Genomic DNA, 21,117 nt, shown 5'->3' with positions numbered 1-21,117 from the left:
GCCCCCGTGATCAGATGGCGCAAGGGCGAGGTTGTGCGGATCCGGCGCGAGTGGCCGGGAGCGATGGAGCTGGACGTCGCCGTGTCCGGTGAGGACTCCAACGCGGCGGGCGCGTTGTCCCGGGCGCTGGCCTATCCGCTGCTGGTGGGCCGCCCGGAGCCCGGCGACGAGGTGCTGCTCAACACGACGGCACTCGCGATGGGTCTCGGTACGGGAGGTTACGCCATGGTGGTGGCAGTGCCGAACCGTTTGCCGGAAGATCCCCAGGGCCCCGGCCACCTGGTGAAGGCGCGCTACACGCCGCTGCAGGCCACGGTGCTGGGCGCCGACGAGCAGGACTCCCCGTTCCACGAGCGGCTGCGCGAGGCCGACTCCGTCGACGGCATGCCCGTGGTGGTCGCCGACCTGCACTCGGCGCTCCCGCCGATCCTGTGCGGCCTGTACGAGTCCCGTCCCGGCGTACGGGTCGCGTACGTGATGCAGGACGGCGGGGCGCTGCCCGCGTGGTTCTCGATGGCGGCGGCGCGGCTGCGGGAGATCGGCTGGCTGGCGGGGACGGTCACGGTCGGGCAGGCGTTCGGCGGCGACGTCGAGGCCGTCACCGTCCACACGGGGCTGCTGGCGGCCCGCCACGTGCTGGAGGCCGACGTGGCGGTGGTCGCGCAGGGGCCGGGCAACCTGGGCACGGGCACCCGGTGGGGGTTCTCGGGGGTGTCGGCGGGCGAGGCGGTCAACGCGGCGGCGGTGCTGCAGGGGCGGCCGGTGGCGTCGCTGCGGGTGAGCGAGGGCGACCTGCGCGAGCGGCACGTGGGCGTCTCGCACCATTCGCTGACGGCGTACGGGCGGGTGGCGCTGGCGCGGGCCCGGGTGCCGGTGCCGATGCTGGACGGCGCGTTCGGTGAGCGGGTGCGGGACCAGGCGGAGCTCCTGGCGGTCCGGCACGACCTGGTCCCGGTGCCGGTCGACGGCCTGCGCGAGGCGTTGTCCGCCTCGCCGGTCCGGCTGTCGACGATGGGCAGGGGGCTGGAGGAGGACCTGGCCTACTTCCTGGCCGCGGCGGCGGCGGGCAGGCTGGCGGCCTCGCTGCTGTCGTAGGCGTCCTTGTAGGTGAACGCCTCGGGGCCGGGCCCTTCGGTCCTGAGGCGGCGCAGGCGTGCCATCCCCTCGGCCAGCGTCGGGATGGTCCCTTCGGGGATCCACCACATCACCATGGCGGGCTCCGCCATGCGCAGGAACCATTCGCGGCGGCGGCGCAGCACGGCCAGGTGGTCGCTGCGGTAGACGTAGTTCCACAGCGCGTCGAGCGACTCCCACACCGAGAAGTTGACCAGCAGGTGGTCGCCGTACTCGTGCTGGACGGTGGCGGTCGGGTCCTCCTCGCTCTCCTTCAGCCGCCACACGAAGCCGGGTGAGCGGTCGGCGAGGTCGTTGATCGGTTCGAGCAGGGCGACGAACTCGGCCAGCTCGGCCGAGTCGATGGGCGCGCGCAGGTGCGCCAGGTTGAGCTCCGCGAGATGCATGACGCTCAGCACACCACTCCGGAACCTTCTATGTCAATCTCCGTTTGTTTTAGAAAGGGTGACGCAGCACTCCCCCGGCCGCGGGTCCAGCCGGGCCCGGTCCGGGTCGTCGCCGAGCCCTGCCAGCAGGCCCTGGCACAGCGCCAGGTTCATCGAGCACACGAGCAGGGGCTGCTCCATCGCCAGCGCGTGGAAGGGGCAGTTGCGCATGCGCAACCGGCCGTCCTCGGCGTACGGCTCGTAACCGCGCTCGCGCAGCACCGCCTCGGCGGGATCGCCGCCGGAGGACGCCGAGCCGGCGGGTTCCGCGACCCGGCGGCCGAGGCGTTCGCCGGCGCGGCGGGCGGCCGCCTCGGCCCGCTCCTCGGCGCCGAGCTCCTCGACCACCTCGGCCAGCACCGCGCCGAGCGTGGCGTACTCGCGCGGCGGCAGGCTCACCGACAGCTCCCCGGCCGCGCGCCGGTAGACCTTGGCGGGCCGGCCGCTGCCCGGTCCCTTGCGCTCGGGCGCGCGGAAGCCGCTCTCCAGCAGCCCGGCCTCGACCAGCCGGTCCAGGTGGTGCCCGGCCAGCGTCCTGGAGACCCCGGCGGCCTCGGCGGCCTCCGCCCGGCCCACCTCGCCGCCCCGCCCGGCCACGGCCTCGTACAGGCTCCGGCGGACCGGGTCGTGCAGCAGCGCCAGCGCGTCGAGGTCGTCATCGCTCACAGCCGCGAGTCTAGAGCTCCCGCCCGGCCCGCCCGATCGTGCAGGCCCGGCTCGGCACCCGCTCGGACGACCCGTACGCCCGCCAGCACCCGCCCTTCCTGATCACGAAGATCGACACCCCTTCCGGCACCCCGTACGAGCGGCGCACGGCCTCGGCGTTGCGCAGCAGCCGCGCCGCGACCGCGCGGCCCTGGCGCACGCCCGAGGCGGCGGCGTGCACCCACGCCCACCCGGTGTCGCCGCCCACCACACACGGCCGCACCTTCGCGCACAGCTGCGCCGGCTCCGCCGCCGACGCGGCGGGCGCCACCCCCGCCACCAGCGCTCCGGCGGTCACGATCACGGTCAGGAATCTGATCATGACGCCCATTGCAACGGCATCACCACCCGGAAGCAAGCCTCACGCGTACGCGTCCCGTCAGTAGACCGCCAGGACGTCCATCACGTAGACCAGGGTCTCCCCCGGTCCGACGCCGAGGGGCGGATGGCCGCTCGCGCCGTAGCCGTCGGCGGGCGGCACGATCATCAGCACCCTGCTCCCGGCCGGGACGCCGAGCAGGGCATGGTCCCAGCCGGCGATGACGCCGCCGTCGCCCACGGTGAAGGCCGCCGGGCGTCCGGCCCGCCACGTCGAGCCGACAGACCGCCCGCCGTCCCAGGCCACGCCCTCGTACTGGGCCACCAGCAGCCGTCCGGCGCTCGCGGCGGGCCCGCCGCCCCGGCTGAGCACCACGGCGGCGAACCGGCCCGGCGGCGGCCCCTGGGGCAGCCTCAGCACCGGCCGGGCGCCGCCGCTCACCCGGACCCCGTGCAGCTCCCCGCCACCGGCGTCCAGGGACGCCCCGGCCGCGTGCCTGCCGAGCAGGTCGGCCACGTACACGGGGGCGGCGGGCCGGTCGCGCGGCGGGGTGACGAGCAGGCGGCTGCCGACACGATGGCCGGGCAGGGCGGCGGCCACCGCGGGCGGCACGATGGCCGTGGGGGCGCCGCGGGCGAAGGTGGAGTCGGCGGTCCGGGCCGCGCCGCCGGCCCGCACGTGCGCGGCATGGTACGCGGCGTAGTGGACGACGGCCAGGTCGTCAGGCCCGATCTCCGGGCCGTCGCCCTCCAGGACCACCCGGACGGCGGGATCGGCGGCCTCCGCCGGGAGGATCACCGTGGGGCGGGCCCCGAAGGGCCCCGTCACCTCGGGAGCGGCGGCGGTGCAGGCGGCGCAGGCGAGGGGCAGCAGCACCGCGAGGGCGCGTCGGCGCATCGGAGCCTCCCGGACGCGAACGGGCCCGGCGGCATGGTGCCACCGGGCCCGGCGATGCTACCGCGCGCCCGCGTCCGCCGACGGGCCCCTCGGGATCCCGTACGGCGCCGGTCAGTAGGCGGCGAGCACGTCCACGACGAACACCAGCGTGCTGTTGGCCGGGATGCCCTGCTGCTCCTGGGCGCCGTAGCCGAGGTCCGGCGGGATGCTCATCACGACGCGGCTGCCGACCGGCACGCCGGCCAGGCCCTTCTGCCAGCCCTGGATGACGTTCGACAGCGGGAACGCGGCGGGCTCGCCCCGGCCCCAGCTGGAGTCGAACTCCTTGTCGGTGCCCCAGATCTTGCCCGTGTAGTGGACGGTGAGCGTCTGGGTCGGCTGCACCTTGGCGCCGGTGCCCTCGATCAGCGTCTTGACCACGAGCTCCTTGGACGGCTTGGCGTCCGTCTTGGTGGTGAGCACGGGCGCCTTGTCGCCGCCGGGGCTCTCCACCTTGACGCCCTTGAGGCTGTCGCCGGTCTCCTTGCCGGTGGCGGCGGCCAGCGGCTTGGGCGGCGTGCCGACGACGTCGAGCACGAAGACCTTCGTCGGCTGGGCCGGCTGGGCGTTCTGCTGCTGGGCCTCGGAATCGCTGGCCATGACGGCGAGCAGCCGGCCGCCGTGCTTGACCTTGGTGAAGCCGTCGCGCAGCACCTGCGGGAGCTGCTCGTTGACCGGGATGGTCTCGGGCGCCTTGGTGTCGTAGGAGGAGCCCTGGAAGGCGTTCTCCTTGCCGTCCCAGTTGTAGACGGTGAGGTTGACGATGAGCTGGTCACCGGTCTTGACGGCCGGGCCGGTGCCTGCCGTGACGACCTCGTAGGAGGACTTCGTGGCGGGCTTGCCGGAGGGGAAGGTCACCGTGGGCTTGGCGCCCACCTGTCCGGTGACCTTCACCCCCGCGGAGCCGGCGCCGGTGGTGGCCGTGGTGGCGGTCGGTTCGGAACCGCACGCGGCGGCGAACAAGATCAAAGGCACGGCGGCCAGAGCGGCCAGAGCGCGGCGCATGGATTTCCCTCGGAAAAGACGTCAGGTTCGCGTCACCCTATCCGACATCCCGGTAGGGCCGAGGTAAACCACCCGCTACATTCCCGCGATGAGCTTGTCCACCCGCTCGTCGACGCTGCGGAACGGGTCCTTGCACAGAACCGTGCGCTGCGCCTGGTCGTTGAGCTTGAGGTGCACCCAGTCGACGGTGAAGTCGCGCCGCTTCTCCTGCGCCTTGCGGATGAACTCCCCGCGCAGCCGCGCCCTGGTCGTCTGCGGCGGGACCGACTTGGCCTCGAAGATCTTCAGGTCGGAGGCCACCCGCTCCACCGAGCCGCGCCGCTGCAGCAGGTAGAACAGTCCGCGCTTGCGGTGGACGTCGTGGTAGGCCAGGTCGAGCTGCGCCACCCGGGGCGACGACAGCGGCAGGTCGTACTTCTTGCGGTAGCGCTCGATGAGCTGGTATTTGGTCACCCAGTCGATCTCCCGCGACACCAGGTCGAGGTTGCCGGTCTCGACGGCGCGCAGCGTGCGCTCCCACAGCTCCAGGACCCGGCGGGCGATGGCGTCGCCGCCGCGCCGCTCGACGAAGTCCTTCGCCTTCGACAGGTATTCCTCCTGGATCTCCAGGCTGGACGCCTCGCGCCCGTTGGCCAGCCGCACCCGGCGGCGGCCGGTCATGTCGTGGGAGACCTCGCGGATGGCGCGGATCGGGTTCTCCAGCGACAGGTCGCGCATCACGGTGCCGGCCTCGATCATGCGCAGCACCAGGTCGGTGGCGCCGACCTTGAGCAGCATCGTGGTCTCGCTCATGTTGGAGTCGCCGACGATGACGTGCAGGCGGCGGAACCGCTCGGCGTCGGCGTGCGGCTCGTCACGGGTGTTGATGATCGGCCGGCTGCGGGTGGTGGCGCTGGAGACGCCCTCCCAGATGTGCTCGGCGCGCTGCGACACGCAGTAGACAGCGCCGCGCGGCGTCTGCAGCACCTTGCCGGCGCCGCAGATGATCTGCCGCGTCACCAGGAACGGGATGAGCACGTCGGCCAGCCGGCCGAACTCGCCGTGCCTGCCGACCAGGTAGTTCTCGTGACAGCCGTAGGAGTTGCCGGCCGAGTCGGTGTTGTTCTTGAACAGGTAGATGTCACCCGCGATGCCCTCCTCGCGCAGCCGCTTCTCGGCGTCGACGAGGAGTCCCTCGAGGATGCGCTCGCCGGCCTTGTCGTGGGTGACGAGCTCGATGACGTTGTCACACTCGGGTGTTGCGTATTCAGGATGGCTGCCCACGTCGAGGTAGAGGCGTGCGCCGTTGCGGAGGAAGACGTTGCTCGATCGGCCCCAGGACACGACCCGCCGGAACAGGTAGCGCGCGACCTCGTCCGGCGACAGCCTGCGCTGCCCCCGGAACGTGCAGGTCACGCCGTACTCGTTCTCCAGCCCGAAGATGCGACGATCCATCACCTCACACTATGCCCACGGATGGTCCGGCGGGAGAGATCTCCACGGTGTTTTCCCCGCGCGGGGTGCGGCGCGGCCCGCCCCCGCGAGGCCGCGCGCCCTTCCGTCAGGGGGTGAAGATCTCCTGGACCTTGACGATCTTGCCCTGGTGGACGGTGATGAGGGCGGGGCGCTCGTAGCGCTTGGCGCGCTTGATCAGGTCGGCGCGGGAGCAGCGCTTGGCGCCGAGGCCCCTGCGGTCGACGGTCAGCTTGGTCATCGCCGAGCCGCAGCCGACGGCCGACAGGAAGACGACGTTCCCGGCGATCGGCGAGGCGTAGGCGGTCACGTCGCCCTCCGGCGGGCCGACGAAGCGGCCCTCGGTGACGCCGCCCTTCTTCCACCGGATCGGCTCGTACTCGGCCACGCTGCCGCGCACGTGGGTGATCCAGCCGCGCAGGATGCCGTTGTGGCGTGAGCGGATGCGCTTGGTGAAGTCGTGCCCCGGGTCGGCCTGGAACGTCGTGCCGAAGATCTTGGGGGTCGTGTACTTCGGGTAGGCGGCGGCGTCGGCCGCGACTCCGGAGGACAGGACCACGGCCGCGGCGGCGGCGCCCGCGACGAGGCTGCGCTGAAGAATCTTCACGGACTCTACGACGGCCGATCTTGGCCGCGAGTTCGGCCGGAATGATGTGAGACAGATCACATCATTCCGGCCGGATGAGGCTAGAGCGGCGAGGAGCCGTCGTCGACGTCGCCGTCAGGACCGGTGGGCGGCGGCTTCTCGCCGGAGGCCGCGTCACCGGAGGGCGCGTCGCCGGGGCCGGTCGCCGGGGCGGCGGGGGCCTCGGGGGCGGCGGGAGTCTCCGGAGCGGCCGACGCGGCGGACACCAGGCGCTCCAGCCGCTGCCCGGTCAGGCGCAGGAACTTGCGGTGCTCACGGTTGCGGTCGAGCACCGCCACCTCGAGCTGGCCGATCGGCGGGCGCTCGCCGCCCGGCTCGGTCAGCGCCGTCAGCGCCACCTCCAGCGCCTCCGACAGCGTCATGGCCTCGCGGTAGCGCTCCTTGAGCCGCGTCGCGACCGCCTCGGCCTGGCCGCCCATGGCCGCGAAGCCGTGCTCGTCGAAGACCGAGCCGTCGAACGTCAGCCGGTAGATGGCGTCGCCGTCGGGGCTGTCGCCGACCTCGGCGACCACGACCTCCACCTCCAGCGACTTGATCGACTCGGTGAAGATGCGGCCCAGGTTGGAGGCGTAGAGGTTGGCCAGGCCGCGGCCGGTCACGTCGGAGCGGTCGTAGGTGTAGCCGTTGATGTCGGCGTAGCGGATGCCGCCGAGCCGCAGCTCCTCGAACTCGTTGTAGCGGCCGACGGCGGCGAACCCGATGCGGTCGTAGATCTCGCTGATCTTGTGCAGCGCCCGCGACGGGTTGGGCGCCACGAACAGGATGCCGTCGACGTACTGGAGCACGACGACGGAGCGGCCCCGCGCGATCCCCTTGCGCGCGTAGTCCGCCTTGTCCCGCATGATCTGCTCAGGGGACGCATATCCGAAAGGCATGGACACGTGGGGTGATCCTTTCTAGCGCAGCGGGGCGATGGGGCCGTCGGGCGAGATCAGGCGGGCTTCGAGCATCTGCTCGACGTAACCGGACACCTGCTGGTCGGTCAGCCGCCGGAACCCGTCGGCGTCGATCACCGACACGATCGGCCAGATCTTCCGCGTGACGTCGGGACCGCCGGTCGCCGAGTCGTCGTCGGCCGCGTCGTAGAGCGCCTGGATCAGCGTCATCACCATGTCGTCGGCCGAGGCGCCGTCGCGGTAGAGCTTCTTCAGCGAGCCCCGCGCGAAGATCGAGCCCGACCCGATGGCGTCGAAGCGGTCACGCTCGTAGGGGCCGCCCGCCACGTCGTAGCTGAAGATCCGCCCGGCGTCGCGCGCCGGGTCGTAGGCGGCGAACAACGGCACCACCACCAGCCCCTGCATGGCCATGCCCAGGTTGCCGCGGATCATCGCGGCCAGCCGGTTGGCCTTGCCGGCCACCGACAGCGTGCGGCCTTCCAGCTTCTCGTAGTGCTCCAGCTCCACGCGGTAGAGGCGGGCCATCTCGATGCCGGTGCTGGCGGTGCCGGCGATGCCCATGCACGAGTAGTCGTCGGTCCGGAACACCTTCTCCACGTCACGCTGCGAGATGACGTTGCCGGACGTCGCGCGCCGGTCACCGGCCATCACCACGCCTCCGGCGAAGGTGGCGGCGACGATCGTGGTCGCGTGCGGAACCTGGTCACCGATCGGCGTGGCCAGAACCTCATCCCGGTGCGGCAGCAGAGCGGGCGCGTAGGTGCCGACGAACTCGGTGAACGAAGAGCTCCCGGTGTTGTCGAAAAGGCGGTTCGTCAAGCCGGCGGGCAGATCCCTGTGCGATGCCACGCGACTCCCTCCCAAATCATGGCCCAATGAGCATGGCCCAAAATCATGGTCCTAGGCCGACCCTACTGTTGTTGCGTCGTTGTCTGCACTTCCCACGATCAGCTCACGGCGAACCGTTCACCAGATCGTTTCTTTACGCGTCCTGACGCCCGTGCGATCGTCGGTATGTCCGCACGTCCCGGACGGGAGGCCGACATGCGATTCCCCAGCCGACCTGCGACGATCGCGGCCATCGCGGCTATCGCGGCCCTGGCGCTCGGCTCGTGCGGGACCGGGGAGCCCGCGGGCGGCGGCACCGTCACCCTCACCATCGCGGCCAACGCCATCTCCGGAGGCAAGAACTCCGAGACCGCCGACTGGATCAAAGGCTGGGTCATCCCCGAGTTCGAGCGGACGCATCCCGAGGTCAAGGTGCTCTTCCGGCCCAGCGGCGTCGACGACGAGCAGTACAAGACCAAGCTCGCGCTCGACCTCAAGGCCAAGGGCGGGGCCGACGTCATCGACCTCGACGGCATCTGGGTCGGCGAGTTCGCCCAGGCGGGCTACGTCAGGCCGCTGGCCGACGTCGGCGGCCCGGGCGTCGAGTCGTGGGAGGGCTGGTCGCGGATCCCGCAGGCGGTGCAGGGGCTCGGCATCTTCGACGGCAGGAAGTACGGCCTGCCGCAGGGCACCGACGGCCGCGTCCTGTTCTACAACAAGGCGCTGTTCAGGAAGGCCGGGCTGCCCGAGGAGTGGAGCCCGGCGAGCTGGCAGGACATCATCGACGCGGGCGTGAGGCTGAAGGCGTCCGGCGTGCCCGTCCCGATCCAGATCAACGCGGGCACGGCGATGGGCGAGGCCACCACCATGCAGGGCGTGCTCCCGCTGCTCGCGGGGGCCGGGGCGGAGATCTACAGCCAGGACAAGTGGACCGGCGCCTCCCGGGCGCTGAAGGACGTGCTCGGCTTCTACCAGCGCGTCTACGGCGGCGGCCTCGGCGACCCCAGGCTCCAGCAGGAGGCCAAGGGCCGCGACAAGTCGTTCACCGCCTTCGCCAGGGGCGAGATCGCCATCCTGGCCGAGGGCGACTACTTCTGGCGCTCGGTCATCGAGCCCACCGCCGGGGTCGCCCCGATGAAGGACCGCGACCAGGTCGTCGGCTACACCCGCATCCCGGCCAGGGAGCCGGGCGCGGGCATCCGGGGGCAGGACCACGCGAGCATGTCCGGCGGCGCCGTGCGGGTGCTCAACCCGTTCTCCGCGAACCCGCGCCTGGCCTGGGAGCTGCTGGCCTTCATGCACTCGGCCGAGGCCACCAAGGCGCAGGCGGCCGGTCAGGCGCGCATCAGCTCGCGCACCGACGTCAACGACGAGGTGCTGGCCGACGACCCGATGCTGCGTTACGTCGCCGAGGAGGTGCTGCCGATCACCGCCTACCGGCCCGGCCTGGCCGTCTACCCGCAGGTGTCGGCGCTGCTGCAGGAGGCCACGGCGGCGGTGGTCGCCGGGAGGAGCGTCGAGGAGGCCGCCGCCGGCTACGAGGCGAAGCTGGCGGAACTGGTCGGCGGCGCGGCCCGCGTCGCCCACTGACACGGCGACACGAGGAGCCCGGCGCCGCACGCCTGGCTAGGCGATGCCGGATCCGCCTGACCAGGCGATACCGGATGCCCCTGACCAGGCGATACTGGATCCATGAGGGACTGGATCCTGCACCTCGACCTCGACCAGTTCATCGCGGCCGTCGAGTTGCAGCGCCACCCCGAGCTCCGCGGCAGGCCGGTCGTCGTCGGCGGCGACGGCGACCCGACCCGCCCGCGCACGGTCGCCGCGACCGCCACCTACGAGGCCCGCGAGCACGGCGTCCACTCCGGCATGCCGCTGCGCACCGCGCTGCGCCGCTGCCCCGAGGCCGTCTTCCTGCCCAGCGACCCGCCCGCCTACGAGGCGGCCAGCGCCCGCGTCATGGCCGTGCTGCGCGACTTCCCCGTCGCCGTGGAGGTGTGGGGCTGGGACGAGGCGTTCCTAGGCGCCCGCACCGGCGACCCGGAGGCCCTGGCCACCTCCATCCGGCTGGCCGTGCGCGAGCGGACCGGGCTCGACTGCTCGATCGGCATCGGCGACAACAAACACCAGGCCAAGCTCGCGTCGGCGTTCGCCAAACCGGCCGGGGTGCACCGCCTCACCAGTGAGCTCTGGGAGGAGACCATGCACCACCGCCCCACCGACGCGCTGTGGGGCATCGGGGCGCGTACCGCCAAGAAGCTCGCCGCGCTCGGCATCCGCACGGTCGCCGAGCTCGCCGCCGCCGACCCGGCGGAGCTTGCCGCCAGGTTCGGGCCGACCAACGGGCCGTGGCTGCGTTACCTCGCGCTCGGCAAGGGCGAGGCGGAGGTCGTCACCACCCCGTGGGTCGCCCGCGGCCACAGCCGCGAGACCACCTTCCCCCGCGACCTCACCGACGAGAGCGCCATCGCCGACGTGGTCCGCGCTCTCACCGCCCAGGTCGCCGCCGACGCCCGCGAGGCCGGCCGCACGATCACCCGCGTCACCGTCAAGGTGCGCTTCGCCCCGTTCGTCACCAGGACCCGCCAGACCACGCTGGCCGCACCGGCCACCGACGACGCCCCGCTCACCGAAGCCGCCCTCGCCGCGCTCGGGCGCTTCGACCTCACCCGTCCCGTCCGCCTCGTCGGGGTCGCCGCCGACTACGCGATGCCGGCCGACCAGAAGGCCCCGCGCCGCTGAGCGGGCCGGTGGCCGGAGCGGGCGTGCTCCGGCCACCGGCCCGCAGGGACCGTCTCCCCTCTGCTTCCGCGCCGTTTGCGGGCCGCGACGCCTTACTCGCCGCCCTTCTGCACGTAAGACCGGACGAATTCCTCCGCGTTCTCCTCAAGCACCTCGTCGATCTCGTCGAGGATGGAGTCGACGTCGTCGGTGAGCTTCTCCTGCCGCTCCTGGACGTCGGGTGCCGCCGTCGCCTCGGTCTCCTCGACCTCGGACTCACGCCGGCCGGTCTGCTTCTGCCCACCGGTGTCCTTGCTCGCCATGTCCTACCTCCACGTCGGGGGACTGCCTCTAGCCATATCTTCCCCGAACCGGGCCACAATGCGCGCTCTTCCCCCCGCGATCTTGCGGACTTGACTGGATAGCGACACTATCCAATACTGGGGGAGAGACGAGCATCACGGAGGTTCCGATGTCACCAGCGTCACTGAGCACGGCAGGCGTGCTCCTCATCACGGTCCCGACCATCGCCTTCGGCGGCGTGTCGCTGCTGAGCTTCCTCATGCGCGGCGTCCCCGGCTACCTGGACAACCCGGTCCGCCGCGGCCTGTGGCGCGCCGGCCACGCGCACGCCGGCGTCCTGGTGCTGTTCAGCCTGGTGGCGATGCTGTACGTGGACCAGGCCGACCTGTCCGACGGCTGGAAGACGCTGGTGCGGGTGTCGATCGTGGCCGCGCCGATCCTGATGCCGCTCGGCTTCTTCCTGTCGGTCGCGCGTCCCTCCGACACCAGGCCCAACCGGCTGATCGCCCTGACGTTCGCGGGCGGCGCGTCGCTCGCCGTGGGGACGCTGACCCTCGGCGTCGGCCTGGTATGAGCCCGGGCCTGTGGCGGGCCCGGGAGCCTCAGGCGGTGCCGGGGGGCCAGATCCCCACGTCCAGGAGCCGGTGGGCGTAGGAGTAGGCGACGAGCTGGCTGCGGTTGCTGCAGGCGAACCGGTCGAGGAGCTTGCCGATCCGCTCCGCCACGGTGTAGCGGCTGAGGTTCATCTCCCGCGCGATCCTCGCCGTCGTGTACCCCTTGGCCAGCATGACGATCAGTCCGGTGTCGCGGTCGTTGAGCAGGTCGCCGGAAGCGAGGTCCATTGGCCGTCCCAGTTCGAATCACCTTGACCGGAGACTTTCCCCGGCGGAAAGCACCCGTGAAAGCACGCTAGAAGAAGCCGCTTAAGCATCGGTATGGCGTGAGCATGCGGCCGCTTATCAGCACAGGTCACCAGCGGCCCGCCTGCCTGCCGACCGCGCCGAGGCGGCCACCGGCGGCCGGTCGGTGCGGGCCCGCGCCCTGGAGGATGTCCTCGTAGACCTCCTTCAGCACCGGGCTCGGATCGATCCCGAGATCGGCGGCCAGATGCCGGCGGACGGTCTCGAACTGGGCCAGCGCCTCCGGGGCCCGCCCGCAGCCCGCCAGCGCCCGCATCCGGGCCGCGACCAGCCGCTCACGCGCCGGGAAGAACGGCACCAGCTCGTCGAGCCGGTTCAGCACCTCGACGTGGCCGCCGCGGTCGAGTTCGAGCTCCGCCCAGTCCTCGTTGATCGTGAGGTGGAGCTCGGTGAGCCTGGCCACCACGTCGTCGAGCAGCGCGACGCCGGTGAACTCCTCCAGCGGCCGGCCCCGCCACAGCCGGATGGCGTCGTCGAGCAGCTCCGAGGCCGCGTCGGCGGCGCCCCTGCGGCGCATCTCCCGGCCCGCCCCGGCCAGCTGGCGGAACCTCAGCAGGTCGAGCTCGCCCGCCGCCGCGTCCAGCCGGTAGCCCCAGCCCTGGTGGGAGATCCGGTCGCCGATCCTGCGCCGCAGCATCGAGACGTACACCTGGAGGTTCTTGCGCGCCGTGGGAGGCGGCCGGTCGCCCCACAGCGCGTCCAGCAGGTGGCCGGTGGGGACCACGTGGTTGGGGTGCGACAGCAGGATCGCGGCCAGCAGCCGGGCCTTGCGGGCGCTGATGTGCGCGATCGCGCCGTCGACGCGCACCTCCAGCGGGCCCAGCACGCGGGCGTCCAGCGCGGGCCGCGCCTCCTGGCTCCCGCCCTCACGCCCGCCGTCGCGTCCGGCGCGGGCGGTGCCGAGGGCGAGGAACCCGGCCAGGTCGATCGGCGGCGGGCTCTGGCCGGCCGACTGGCGGTGCAGCGCCCGCACCATCGACAGCGCGGCGATGGTGACGTCGTCGACGCCCGCCTTCGTCTCGAACCACCGCCAGTCGCCGTCGGGGTTGACCTCCAGGAAGACCGGCCCGTCGGCCGTCAGCAGGAAGTCGAACGCGCCGTAGCGCAGCCCCCAGTGCCCGGCGAGCCGGTGCACCGCCCCGGCCACCGCCTCGGGCGTGGCCGCCGGGGTGACCGTGACCGACTCCGGGTCGCACCAGATCGCCTCCGGAGACGGCTTGCCGACGCGGAACGACTGGATCTCCCCGTCGAGGTAGTAGACGCGCAGCTCGGCGACGTGCTCGACGTACTCCTGGACGATCATCGGCGCGTCGCGCCGGTCCAGCCGGCCGGCCTCGGCGGCCTCGACGATCTCGGGGAAGACGCCGTGCAGCGTGCCCGGCTCCGCCTCGACGAAGTGCTGGTCGAGGGCCTTGACGACGACCCGGCCGCCCGGCAGCTCGGCGACGGCCGCGCCGGGGTCGGTGGTGACGATCGTGCGCGGCGTGCGGACTCCCAGGCGGGCGGCGTCGTCGAGCTGGACCAGCCGCCCGGGATCGGCGCCCGCGGGCAGCCGGACGGCCGAGCGCGCCGACAGCTGGCGGACGAGCGCGTACCAGGAGTCGGCCCTGAACACCGAGGCCGGCGAGCCGTTCGCGCCCGGGATGGCGCGCGGCGAGAAGTGCCGCACCCAGGTGACGGTGGGCCTGATGCGGCGGCCGTCGAGGGTGGGGGCGCCGTCGTCCAGGCGCGCGGTGATGCCCAGGCCCGCCAGCGACCCGGCGTCGACGCGGACGCTGGGCACGCCGAGCGTGCGCAGGCCGCGCTGGAGCACGGTGAACTCCGGCAGCCCGGCGCGGCCGACGAGGACCACGCACGGCAGGACGGCCGCGCTGTCGGCGCCCTCCGGAAGCTGCCACGACGCGCCGGTCCGGCCGCGCGGCATGCGGAGGGTGTAGGGGTCGCCGCTCACCGGCGTCCTCCCGCCGCCCGGCTCGGGAACGGTCCGCTTCGGCCCGGCCACAGGTCATGCCGGGCGTGGCCGGCGAACGCGTTCATGAGGCGATGGTCATCTCGCGGCGGTGGGCGCACAACGGCCGCCTCTGCCGATCGGCAGAGGGGGAGGCTGCCAATCCGTTAGCCCACGTTTGTGGGGTTGTGCCATGCGCTGATCACAGGCCCATACTCGACCTGCAACGACATCTCCAGCGGACAGAGGGTGGGCCGTGCCGGGCGACGTGGTGACTGCGGCAGGACTGACCAAACGCTACAGACGCGCCGAGCGGCCCGCGGTCGACGGCGTCTCGTTCGAGATCTCCCGCGGCGAGACCATCGGGCTCCTGGGACCCAACGGCGCCGGCAAGACGACGCTGATCAAGATGATCTGCGGGGTGACGGCCCCGACCTCGGGCGAGGTGCGGGTGTTCGACGCCGACCCGGTGCGCCAGCCGGTCGCCGCCAAGAGCGGCATCGGGGCGATGCACCAGTCCGGGCCGTTCGACATGATGCTGCCCGCGCTCGACAACCTGCGCATCGCCGCCCGCTTCCGGGGGCTGCGCTGGCGGCAGGTGCGCCCGTGGGCGCTGGAGCTGGCCGAGTTCCTCAACCTGACCGAGGCGCTGCAGCGGTTCGCCTTCCAGCTCTCGGGCGGGCAGCGGCAGCGGCTCCAGCTCGTCCGGGCGCTGCTCACGATCCCCCGGCTGCTCATCCTGGACGAGCCGTCGGCGGGGCTGGACGTGGCGGGGCGGCGCGACATCGAGCGCTTCGTGACCTGGCTGCGGGAGGAGCACGGCGTGACCGTGCTGTGGACCAGCCACCACATCGACGAGCTGGAGCGCAACGCCCAGCGCGTCCTGGTGATCAACCGGGGCAAGGTGGTGCGCTTCGCCAAGCCGCGCGAGCTGGTGGAGGAGTTCGGCACCACCCACCTGGTGGTGTCGGTCGACGACCCGGAGGCAGGCCGGATCGTGGCCGGGTGGGCGGACGCCGCCCGGCTGACGGCCACCGCCGAGGAGTCCGAGGTCCGCATCCACGGCGCCAAGGTGCAGGAGGTGCTGCCGGAGCTGTCGCGCTACTGCCACGACCACGGCGTGGCGATCACCGGCGTCTCCACCGTCGCGGACTCGCTGGAGCAGGTCTTCCTCCGCATGACCGAGAACGAGGGATGAGGCGCATGGCGGCCAAGCTGACGTTCGTCAACACTCCCCCGACGGGCATCCCGAAGGCGGCCGAGCTGTCGGCGGTGCTCTACCGCGAGTACGCGCTGCTGGCCCGCAACCGGGTCTACCTGATCATGGGCCTGGCCCCGATGCTCATCTACCTGCTGCTGGTCAACACGTCGCTGAGCAACCTCATGCAGGTCGTCGTGTACGAGGGCGTCGAGGTGCCGTTCGCGGTGTTCCTGCTGCCGATGACGCTGGCGATGGCGGTGGTCAGCGCGGCCGGGACGTCCGGCATGGCGCTGTTCCAGGAGGAGATGAGCGGGGTGTCGACCCAGCTGTGGTCCTACCCGCTGCGCCGCTCCCGCTTCCTCGTCGGCAAGGTGATCGCCGGGGTGTCGCTGGTGCTGCTCCAGGCCCTGCTGGCGCTCGGCCTCGCGGTCGTCGTCTTCGACCTGCCGTTCGGCGTCGAGGCGTGGGCGGGGCTGCTGGCGGCGCTGGCGATGTCCGCGGTGGCCTTCAACGGGCTCTACCTGGCCGCGGCCATCCTCATCACCGACTACCAGGCGTTCATGCTGCTGTCGAACATCTCGATCCCGGTGCTCATCTTCAGCGCCCCGTCGCTCTACACCGTCGACAGCATGCCCACGGTGCTCCAGTGGGTGGCGGCGGTCAACCCGCTCACGTACGGGATCAACGGGATGCGCGACGCGGCCGTGTTCGGGTTCGCCGAGGTGTGGCAGGACCTGCTCGTCCTGGCGGTCCTGGCGGTCGTCAGCTACACGGTCGGCGGGCGCGCGCTGCTCAACCGCGCCCGCAACATCTGATCTGGCACACAGGCAGGGGACGATGCGCACAGACGACTCCGACCAGGTGAAGCTCCGGCTGCCCGGCACCGACCGGGCCCGCGACCCGGCCGCCACGTACGCGATGGCGCGGCGCGCGGCCCGGCTCGTCGGGATCACCCGGGTCGCGGACATCACCAGGCTCGACACCATCGGCATCCCGACGTTCCAGGCGATCCGCCCGGCCTCCAGGACGCTCGCGGTGTCCCAGGGCAAGGGCGTCACGCCGGAGCTGGCCCGGGTGTCGGCGATGATGGAGGGCATCGAGCTGTGGCACGCCGAGCAGCCGATGACGCCGGTCCTCCAGGCGCCGCCGCGCGAGGTGGCCGACCGGCTGCCCTACGACGTGCGCGCCCTGCCCGCCGCGCCCGCCTCGCTCCTGCACGACGCGCTGCCGGTCGACTGGGTCACGGCCACGTCGCTGGCCGACGGCTCGCGCGCGCTGGTGCCCCGGGAGTGCGTCGAGTTCTCGCTCGTGCGCAGGACCGGCTGGACCGCTCCCGCGTTCCTGTCCTCGACCAACGGCCTGGCCAGCGGCAACACCGTGACCGAGGCCGTGCTGCACGCCCTGTACGAGGTGATCGAGCGTGACGCCGTCACCGCGGCGCTCGCCTCGGGCGGCAGGGGCGCGCTCGCCGACCCGGCCACGCTCGGATCGCCGGTCGTCGACGGCCTGTGCGAGGCCATGGCCCGCGCCCGCGTCGCCCTGGAGGTCAGGTCCGTGCCCTCGCCGACCGGGCTGCCGTGCTTCCTGGCTCGGATCACCTGCGACGACTACCCGCCGGCGTTCATGGGGTTCGGCTGCCATCTCAGCTCCGAGATCGCGCTGACCAGGGCGATCACCGAGGCGGCGCAGGCCAGGCTCGGCTACGTGTCGGGCGCGCGGGACGACCTGCTGCCCGGCACGCACGACGCCGCGCTCGGACGCGGCCCGCTCCCCCGGCCCACGGGCGGAGCCGCGATCCGCGGGCAGACGGCGCACGAGAGCCTGCTCGACGACCTGCGCGAGGTGGTCAAGCGGGCCGCCGAGGCGTTCTCCTGCGTCCCGCTCGTCGCCGACCTGACCCGGGAGGAGATCGGCGTCCCCGTGGTCAGGGTGGTGGCGCCGGGCAGCCGCATCACACCGGAGGTGCTGTAGTGAGCCCGTCCAGGACGCTGGTCTACGCCGGGCCGACGATCTCCCCCGAGGAGGTCCTCGCCGCGGCCCCGCACGCCGAGGTCCGCCCGCCGGTGGCGCGCGGCGACCTGCACCGGGAGGAGTGGCGCCGGGGCGACACCGCCGTGCTCATCGACGGCTACTACCGCGAGCGGCTGTCGGTGGGGCATAAGGAGATCCTCTGGCTGCTCGACGCGGGCGTGCGGGTCGTCGGCGCGGCGAGCATGGGCGCGCTGCGGGCCGCCGAGCTGGGCCCGTTCGGCATGACGGGCGTCGGCGAGGTCCACGGCATGTACGCCTCGGGCGAGGTCGACGGCGACGACGAGGTGGCGGTGCTGCACGGGCCCGCCGAGCGCGGCTACCCGCCCGTCACCGTGGCGCTGGTCAACCTGCGCCACGGCTGCCGGGAGGGGGCCCGCACCGGGCTCGTCCCGGCGGAGGCGGGCGAGCGGATCGTCGCGGCCGCCAAGGCCAGGCCGTTCACGCACCGCTCCTGGGAGGAGCTGGAGCAGGCGGTCGACCCGGGCGACCGGGAGGCGCTGGGCACGCTCCGGCGCAAGATCGCCGGCGGCGAGTGGGACGTCAAGCGGCTGGACGCGCTGGCGGCGCTGCGCCAGCCCACTGAGCCGTCCACTGAGCCGCCCGCCGAGCCGGCGGTCCGCTGGGCGGCCGAGTCGGCGCTGACGGGCGTCACCCACTACGAGGCCCTGGCCTGGCGGTCGCGGCGGGAGTACGCGCCCGGCAGGTGGATGACGGACCTCGACGTGCTGAGCGCGGCCCGCCTGTACGCCGACGACTACCCGGACGTGCACGAGGAGGTGCTGACCGGCCTGCTCGCGGGCTTCGCCGCCGAGCGGGGGCTCACGACCGGCGCGTACGCGCGGGCACGGCTCGGCGAGGGCGCGGGCGACGGAGAGGGCGCGGGCGACGGAGAGGGCGCGGGAGAGGGCGGCGGCGAGGGCCCGCTGCCCGGCAACCTGGCCTCCTGGCTGACCGAGGCCGAGCGCGACACGCTGAGCGCCGAGGAACGGCTCACGCTGGTGATGGTGCGGGTGTGGCCCGTCTGGCAGTCGGAGGACTGGCGGCCCGCCGTGCTGGAGCGGATCCGGCGCTCGCCGCGCTGGCCGGAGTGGTGCGACCTGGTCGCCCGCGCCGACGACGCCGCCGAGCGCACCCGCGGCAAGCTGGCCGTGCCCGCCCCTGCGATCGCCGGGACCGTCTTCTCCCGCCGCTGGAACCGGCCGGGCACCGGCGCCCGGATCGAGCTGGCCCGGCGCGGCTTCCTCGACATGGAGGACCTGGGCGTGGCGGCCGGGAGGTTCTTCGCGCTGGACGTACGCGGGGCCGGAGGGCGATGAGCGCGACCACGCCGGACCTGGAGGCCGACCCGTCCGCGCCCGAGCACCGCGCCGACCCGCACCCGCTGCTGCGCGACATGCGGGAGCGGGCCCCCGCCTGCCGCCGCCGGTGCCCGTCCACCGGGCGGGTGCTGTGGTACGTGACCCGGTACGCCGACGTGCAGCGCGTGCTCCTCGACCCCGCCCTGGGGCGCCAGCTCGACCGGCTGCCGCCCGAGGCGGCCGCGTTCCACCGCCGCTTCGAGCACGACCCGCTGGCGATGGTGCGGCGCAACGTGTTCAACCTCGACCCGCCCGACCACACCCGGCTGCGGCGGCTGATCGCGCCCGCGTTCGGCCCCCGTACCGTGACGGCGCTGGAGCGGCGCGTCCACACCGTGGTCGGCGAGCTGATCGGCGCGATGGCGGCGGGCGGCCCCGAGGCCGACGTGATCGAGGCGCTGGCGCTGCCGCTGCCGCTGCGCGTCGTCGCCGAGCTGATCGGCTTCCCGCTCGACGACCTGGACCGGCTGCGCGGGTGGAGCGACGACATGCTGCGCAGCCGCGACGTGACGCGGGTGCGCCGCGCCGGGGTCGCGTTCGTCGCCTACGCCAGCGCGAAGCTCGGCGAGCGGCGCGCGCGCCCGGGCGACGACCTGCTGTCGCGGCTGGCCACCTCCCCCGAGCTGAGCCGCGCCGAGCTGGTCTCCAGCGTGTTCCAGCTGCTGCTGGCGGGCGACGAGACGACGGTCAACCTCATCGGCAACGCCGTGCTCGAACTCCTGCGCCACCCCGGCCAGCTCCGGCGGCTGCGGGAGCGGCCCGAGCTGATCGACTCCGCCGTGGAGGAGGCGCTGCGCTACAACGGCCCCGTCGGGCACTCCCGGCCGCTGTACGCGCTGACCGGCACCGAGATCGGCGGCGTGCCCGTCGCGTGCGGCGACGTCGTCGTGCCGGTGCTGCTGGCCGCCAACCGGGACCCGGCGGTGTTCGACAGGCCCGACACGTTCGACATCGGCCGCACCCCGAACCGGCACCTCGGCTTCGGCCACGGCAGCCACTTCTGCCTCGGCGCGACGCTGGCCCGGATCCAGGCGCGGGCCGCCGTCGGCGCGCTGGTGCGCCGCTTCCCCGGCCTCACGCTGGCGGCCGACCCGGCCCGCCTGGAGTGGACGCCCGAGCTGTTCCTGCACGGCGTGCGCCGCCTGCCCGTACTGCTGAAGGAAGGAGCCGGCGCGTGACGGACGAGTGGGCGGACTATGGGTACCTGTCGCGGACGGCGTTCGGCTACGCCGGCTCGCAGATCCTCTACAGCGCCGTCCGGCTGGGCCTGCCGGACGCCCTGGCCGACGGCCCGCTGCCGGTCGAGAAGCTGGCGGGCGCCGTGGGAGCCGACCCGGCGACGCTGAGGCGGCTGGCGCGGGCGCTGGTGGTGCTCGGCGTGCTCCGCGAGACGGCGCCGGGGCAGCTCGCGCTGGCCGAGCTCGGCCGGCCGCTGTGCGCCGGCCATCCCCGGTCGATGCGCTCCAGCGTGCTGCTGTTCGGCGACCCGGCCGTCTGGAGCGCCTGGGGCGCGCTCAGCGACAGCGTGCTGACCGGCGAGCCGGCCTTCGACCGGGTGCACGGCCGGCCGCTGTTCGACCACCTCGCCGGCGACGCCGGGCTGTCGCGGATCTTCAACACGGCGATGCGCGAGGGCACCGGGCACCTGGCCGCCGAGGTGCCCCGCGCCGTCGGCTGCGGCGGCGCCCGCGTGGTCGTCGACGTCGGCGGCGGGGACGGCACGCTGCTGGCGGCGGTCCTCGCGGCCGTGCCGGGCGCGCGCGGCATCCTGTACGACACCGCCGAGGGCGGGGCGGGGGCCGCGGAGACCTTCCGGCGGGCGGGGGTCGCCGATCGGTGCGCGGTCGAGGCGGGCGACTTCTTCGCGCGCGTGCCCGGCGGCGACCTGCTGCTGCTCAAGGGCATCCTGCACGACTGGGACGACCGGCGCTGCGCCACGCTGCTGGGCCGCTGCCGCGAGGCGATCGACCCGGGCGGGCGGCTGCTGGTGGTCGAGCCGGTGCTGCCCGGGCGGCTGGACGCGCCGGACGCGGCCGGGGCCGTCATGAGCGACATCGCGATGCTCGTCTACACCGGCGGCCGGGAGCGCGACCGGGCCGGGTTCGAGGAGCTGCTGGCCGGGGCCGGGTTCGCGCTGGAGGGCGTGAGCGCGCCGCTCGGCGGCACCGCGATCCGGGTGCTGTCCGCCGCACCGGTCTGAGCCCGCGAGCCGTCCGACTGACCGGGTCACGGGGAGTCATGAGTACTTCCCACTGGCGGGCGCCCGCCTTGAGTAATCCCGCTGCT

22 protein-coding genes are annotated in these 21,117 nt (G+C 73.3%); 10 read left to right on the top strand and 12 right to left on the bottom strand.

Annotated elements, in window-relative coordinates; all coding sequences use genetic code 11:
• Nucleotides 1-6: 6 nt before the first annotated feature.
• A complete protein-coding gene (locus AB0J53_RS09235; protein WP_308126256.1) occupies nucleotides 7-1,095 on the top strand; it encodes a DUF3866 family protein in 1,089 nt (362 codons plus the stop codon).
• Here AB0J53_RS09235 and AB0J53_RS09230 read toward each other — a convergent pair.
• The 9 genes from AB0J53_RS09230 to prcB all read right to left on the bottom strand — a co-directional run bounded on the left by AB0J53_RS09230 (nucleotide 1,041) and on the right by prcB (nucleotide 8,367).
• On the bottom strand, nucleotides 1,041-1,520 hold the full coding sequence (locus AB0J53_RS09230; RefSeq protein ID WP_219519173.1) for a DUF3291 domain-containing protein: 480 nt from the start codon (nucleotides 1,518-1,520) through the stop codon (nucleotides 1,041-1,043). The genes AB0J53_RS09235 and AB0J53_RS09230 overlap by 55 nt on opposite strands.
• A 33-nt stretch (nucleotides 1,521-1,553) precedes the next feature.
• The gene (locus AB0J53_RS09225) at nucleotides 1,554-2,225 is read right to left on the bottom strand and encodes a helix-turn-helix domain-containing protein (protein WP_364170320.1); all 672 of its coding nucleotides are present in this window, start codon (nucleotides 2,223-2,225) and stop codon (nucleotides 1,554-1,556) included.
• Between the two features lie 10 nt (nucleotides 2,226-2,235).
• Nucleotides 2,236-2,586: a hypothetical protein gene (locus AB0J53_RS09220; RefSeq protein WP_364170317.1), complete on the bottom strand. Its 351-nt coding sequence runs from the start codon at nucleotides 2,584-2,586 to the stop codon at nucleotides 2,236-2,238.
• Between the two features lie 57 nt (nucleotides 2,587-2,643).
• On the bottom strand, nucleotides 2,644-3,480 hold the full coding sequence (locus AB0J53_RS09215) for an FKBP-type peptidyl-prolyl cis-trans isomerase (RefSeq protein ID WP_364170314.1): 837 nt from the start codon (nucleotides 3,478-3,480) through the stop codon (nucleotides 2,644-2,646).
• Between the two features lie 111 nt (nucleotides 3,481-3,591).
• On the bottom strand, nucleotides 3,592-4,524 hold the full coding sequence (locus AB0J53_RS09210; protein ID WP_219519184.1) for an FKBP-type peptidyl-prolyl cis-trans isomerase: 933 nt from the start codon (nucleotides 4,522-4,524) through the stop codon (nucleotides 3,592-3,594).
• Between the two features lie 75 nt (nucleotides 4,525-4,599).
• A complete protein-coding gene (pafA, locus tag AB0J53_RS09205; protein ID WP_219519189.1) occupies nucleotides 4,600-5,958 on the bottom strand; it encodes a Pup--protein ligase in 1,359 nt (452 codons plus the stop codon).
• Nucleotides 5,959-6,064: 106 nt separating this feature from the next.
• The gene (locus AB0J53_RS09200) at nucleotides 6,065-6,583 is read right to left on the bottom strand and encodes a hypothetical protein (protein ID WP_364170311.1); all 519 of its coding nucleotides are present in this window, start codon (nucleotides 6,581-6,583) and stop codon (nucleotides 6,065-6,067) included.
• A gap of 80 nt (nucleotides 6,584-6,663) precedes the next feature.
• Nucleotides 6,664-7,497, bottom strand: coding sequence for a proteasome subunit alpha (gene prcA, locus AB0J53_RS09195; protein ID WP_364171039.1), 834 nt, complete (start codon nucleotides 7,495-7,497; stop codon nucleotides 6,664-6,666).
• A gap of 21 nt (nucleotides 7,498-7,518) precedes the next feature.
• Nucleotides 7,519-8,367, bottom strand: a complete 849-nt coding sequence (gene prcB, locus AB0J53_RS09190; protein WP_219517427.1) for a proteasome subunit beta — start codon at nucleotides 8,365-8,367, stop codon at nucleotides 7,519-7,521.
• A gap of 195 nt (nucleotides 8,368-8,562) precedes the next feature.
• On the opposite strand from prcB, the gene AB0J53_RS09185 reads away from it, so the two are divergent.
• Nucleotides 8,563-9,936, top strand: a complete 1,374-nt coding sequence (locus tag AB0J53_RS09185; protein ID WP_364170306.1) for an extracellular solute-binding protein — start codon at nucleotides 8,563-8,565, stop codon at nucleotides 9,934-9,936.
• Between the two features lie 102 nt (nucleotides 9,937-10,038).
• The gene (locus AB0J53_RS09180) at nucleotides 10,039-11,091 is read left to right on the top strand and encodes a DNA polymerase IV (RefSeq protein WP_364170303.1); all 1,053 of its coding nucleotides are present in this window, start codon (nucleotides 10,039-10,041) and stop codon (nucleotides 11,089-11,091) included.
• Nucleotides 11,092-11,183: 92 nt separating this feature from the next.
• Here the strand turns inward: AB0J53_RS09180 and AB0J53_RS09175 are convergent, their stop codons facing one another.
• Nucleotides 11,184-11,393: a ubiquitin-like protein Pup gene (locus tag AB0J53_RS09175; protein ID WP_049570363.1), complete on the bottom strand. Its 210-nt coding sequence runs from the start codon at nucleotides 11,391-11,393 to the stop codon at nucleotides 11,184-11,186.
• A gap of 149 nt (nucleotides 11,394-11,542) precedes the next feature.
• Between AB0J53_RS09175 and AB0J53_RS09170 the strand changes: the two genes are divergently transcribed.
• Complete coding sequence (locus AB0J53_RS09170; RefSeq protein WP_219517430.1) at nucleotides 11,543-11,947, top strand: hypothetical protein; 405 nt, start codon at nucleotides 11,543-11,545, stop codon at nucleotides 11,945-11,947.
• Between the two features lie 28 nt (nucleotides 11,948-11,975).
• Here the strand turns inward: AB0J53_RS09170 and AB0J53_RS09165 are convergent, their stop codons facing one another.
• The gene (locus AB0J53_RS09165; RefSeq protein WP_219517431.1) at nucleotides 11,976-12,215 is read right to left on the bottom strand and encodes a LuxR C-terminal-related transcriptional regulator; all 240 of its coding nucleotides are present in this window, start codon (nucleotides 12,213-12,215) and stop codon (nucleotides 11,976-11,978) included.
• Between the two features lie 127 nt (nucleotides 12,216-12,342).
• Nucleotides 12,343-14,244 (bottom strand): BTAD domain-containing putative transcriptional regulator, encoded by a 1,902-nt coding sequence (locus AB0J53_RS09160; RefSeq protein ID WP_364170298.1) that lies wholly within the window; start codon nucleotides 14,242-14,244, stop codon nucleotides 12,343-12,345.
• Between the two features lie 253 nt (nucleotides 14,245-14,497).
• Here AB0J53_RS09160 and AB0J53_RS09155 point away from each other — a divergent pair, with 253 nt between their 5' ends.
• The 6 genes from AB0J53_RS09155 to AB0J53_RS09130 are packed head-to-tail and all read left to right on the top strand — an operon-like array spanning nucleotide 14,498 to nucleotide 21,031.
• Nucleotides 14,498-15,439 (top strand): ABC transporter ATP-binding protein, encoded by a 942-nt coding sequence (locus AB0J53_RS09155; RefSeq protein WP_364170295.1) that lies wholly within the window; start codon nucleotides 14,498-14,500, stop codon nucleotides 15,437-15,439.
• 5 nt (nucleotides 15,440-15,444) lie between these two features.
• Complete coding sequence (locus AB0J53_RS09150) at nucleotides 15,445-16,257, top strand: ABC transporter permease (protein WP_219517434.1); 813 nt, start codon at nucleotides 15,445-15,447, stop codon at nucleotides 16,255-16,257.
• Between the two features lie 22 nt (nucleotides 16,258-16,279).
• Complete coding sequence (locus AB0J53_RS09145) at nucleotides 16,280-17,413, top strand: YcaO-like family protein (RefSeq protein ID WP_364170291.1); 1,134 nt, start codon at nucleotides 16,280-16,282, stop codon at nucleotides 17,411-17,413.
• A complete protein-coding gene (locus AB0J53_RS09140; RefSeq protein ID WP_364170288.1) occupies nucleotides 17,413-18,789 on the top strand; it encodes a TfuA-like protein in 1,377 nt (458 codons plus the stop codon). The genes AB0J53_RS09145 and AB0J53_RS09140 overlap by 1 nt, the downstream gene beginning before the upstream one ends.
• Complete coding sequence (locus AB0J53_RS09135) at nucleotides 18,786-20,009, top strand: cytochrome P450 (RefSeq protein WP_364170285.1); 1,224 nt, start codon at nucleotides 18,786-18,788, stop codon at nucleotides 20,007-20,009. Before AB0J53_RS09140 ends, AB0J53_RS09135 begins: the two co-directional genes overlap by 4 nt.
• The gene (locus tag AB0J53_RS09130; protein ID WP_364170282.1) at nucleotides 20,006-21,031 is read left to right on the top strand and encodes a methyltransferase; all 1,026 of its coding nucleotides are present in this window, start codon (nucleotides 20,006-20,008) and stop codon (nucleotides 21,029-21,031) included. Before AB0J53_RS09135 ends, AB0J53_RS09130 begins: the two co-directional genes overlap by 4 nt.
• Nucleotides 21,032-21,117 lie beyond the last annotated feature (86 nt).

The organism is Nonomuraea sp. NPDC049725 (assembly GCF_040674795.1).
In the GTDB taxonomy this organism is placed as follows: domain Bacteria; phylum Actinomycetota; class Actinomycetes; order Streptosporangiales; family Streptosporangiaceae; genus Nonomuraea; species Nonomuraea ceibae.
Note: the sequence above shows the minus strand (reverse complement) of the source record. Positions and strands in the feature narration are given on the sequence as shown.

What these genes read in the sequence shown, in the direction of transcription:
- AB0J53_RS09230 (WP_219519173.1), bottom strand. Translation starts at nt 1,520, where the DNA reads ATGCATCTCGCGGAGCTCAACCTGGCGCACCTGCGCGCGCCCATCGAC.
- AB0J53_RS09220 (WP_364170317.1), bottom strand. Translation starts at nt 2,586, where the DNA reads ATGATCAGATTCCTGACCGTGATCGTGACCGCCGGAGCGCTGGTGGCG.
- AB0J53_RS09215 (WP_364170314.1), bottom strand. Translation starts at nt 3,480, where the DNA reads ATGCGCCGACGCGCCCTCGCGGTGCTGCTGCCCCTCGCCTGCGCCGCC.
- AB0J53_RS09210 (WP_219519184.1), bottom strand. Translation starts at nt 4,524, where the DNA reads ATGCGCCGCGCTCTGGCCGCTCTGGCCGCCGTGCCTTTGATCTTGTTC.
- pafA (WP_219519189.1), bottom strand. Translation starts at nt 5,958, where the DNA reads ATGGATCGTCGCATCTTCGGGCTGGAGAACGAGTACGGCGTGACCTGC.
- prcA (WP_364171039.1), bottom strand. Translation starts at nt 7,497, where the DNA reads ATGCCTTTCGGATATGCGTCCCCTGAGCAGATCATGCGGGACAAGGCG.
- AB0J53_RS09185 (WP_364170306.1), top strand. Translation starts at nt 8,563, where the DNA reads ATGCGATTCCCCAGCCGACCTGCGACGATCGCGGCCATCGCGGCTATC.
- AB0J53_RS09180 (WP_364170303.1), top strand. Translation starts at nt 10,039, where the DNA reads ATGAGGGACTGGATCCTGCACCTCGACCTCGACCAGTTCATCGCGGCC.
- AB0J53_RS09175 (WP_049570363.1), bottom strand. Translation starts at nt 11,393, where the DNA reads ATGGCGAGCAAGGACACCGGTGGGCAGAAGCAGACCGGCCGGCGTGAG.
- AB0J53_RS09170 (WP_219517430.1), top strand. Translation starts at nt 11,543, where the DNA reads ATGTCACCAGCGTCACTGAGCACGGCAGGCGTGCTCCTCATCACGGTC.
- AB0J53_RS09165 (WP_219517431.1), bottom strand. Translation starts at nt 12,215, where the DNA reads ATGGACCTCGCTTCCGGCGACCTGCTCAACGACCGCGACACCGGACTG.
- AB0J53_RS09150 (WP_219517434.1), top strand. Translation starts at nt 15,445, where the DNA reads ATGGCGGCCAAGCTGACGTTCGTCAACACTCCCCCGACGGGCATCCCG.
- AB0J53_RS09145 (WP_364170291.1), top strand. Translation starts at nt 16,280, where the DNA reads ATGCGCACAGACGACTCCGACCAGGTGAAGCTCCGGCTGCCCGGCACC.
- AB0J53_RS09135 (WP_364170285.1), top strand. Translation starts at nt 18,786, where the DNA reads ATGAGCGCGACCACGCCGGACCTGGAGGCCGACCCGTCCGCGCCCGAG.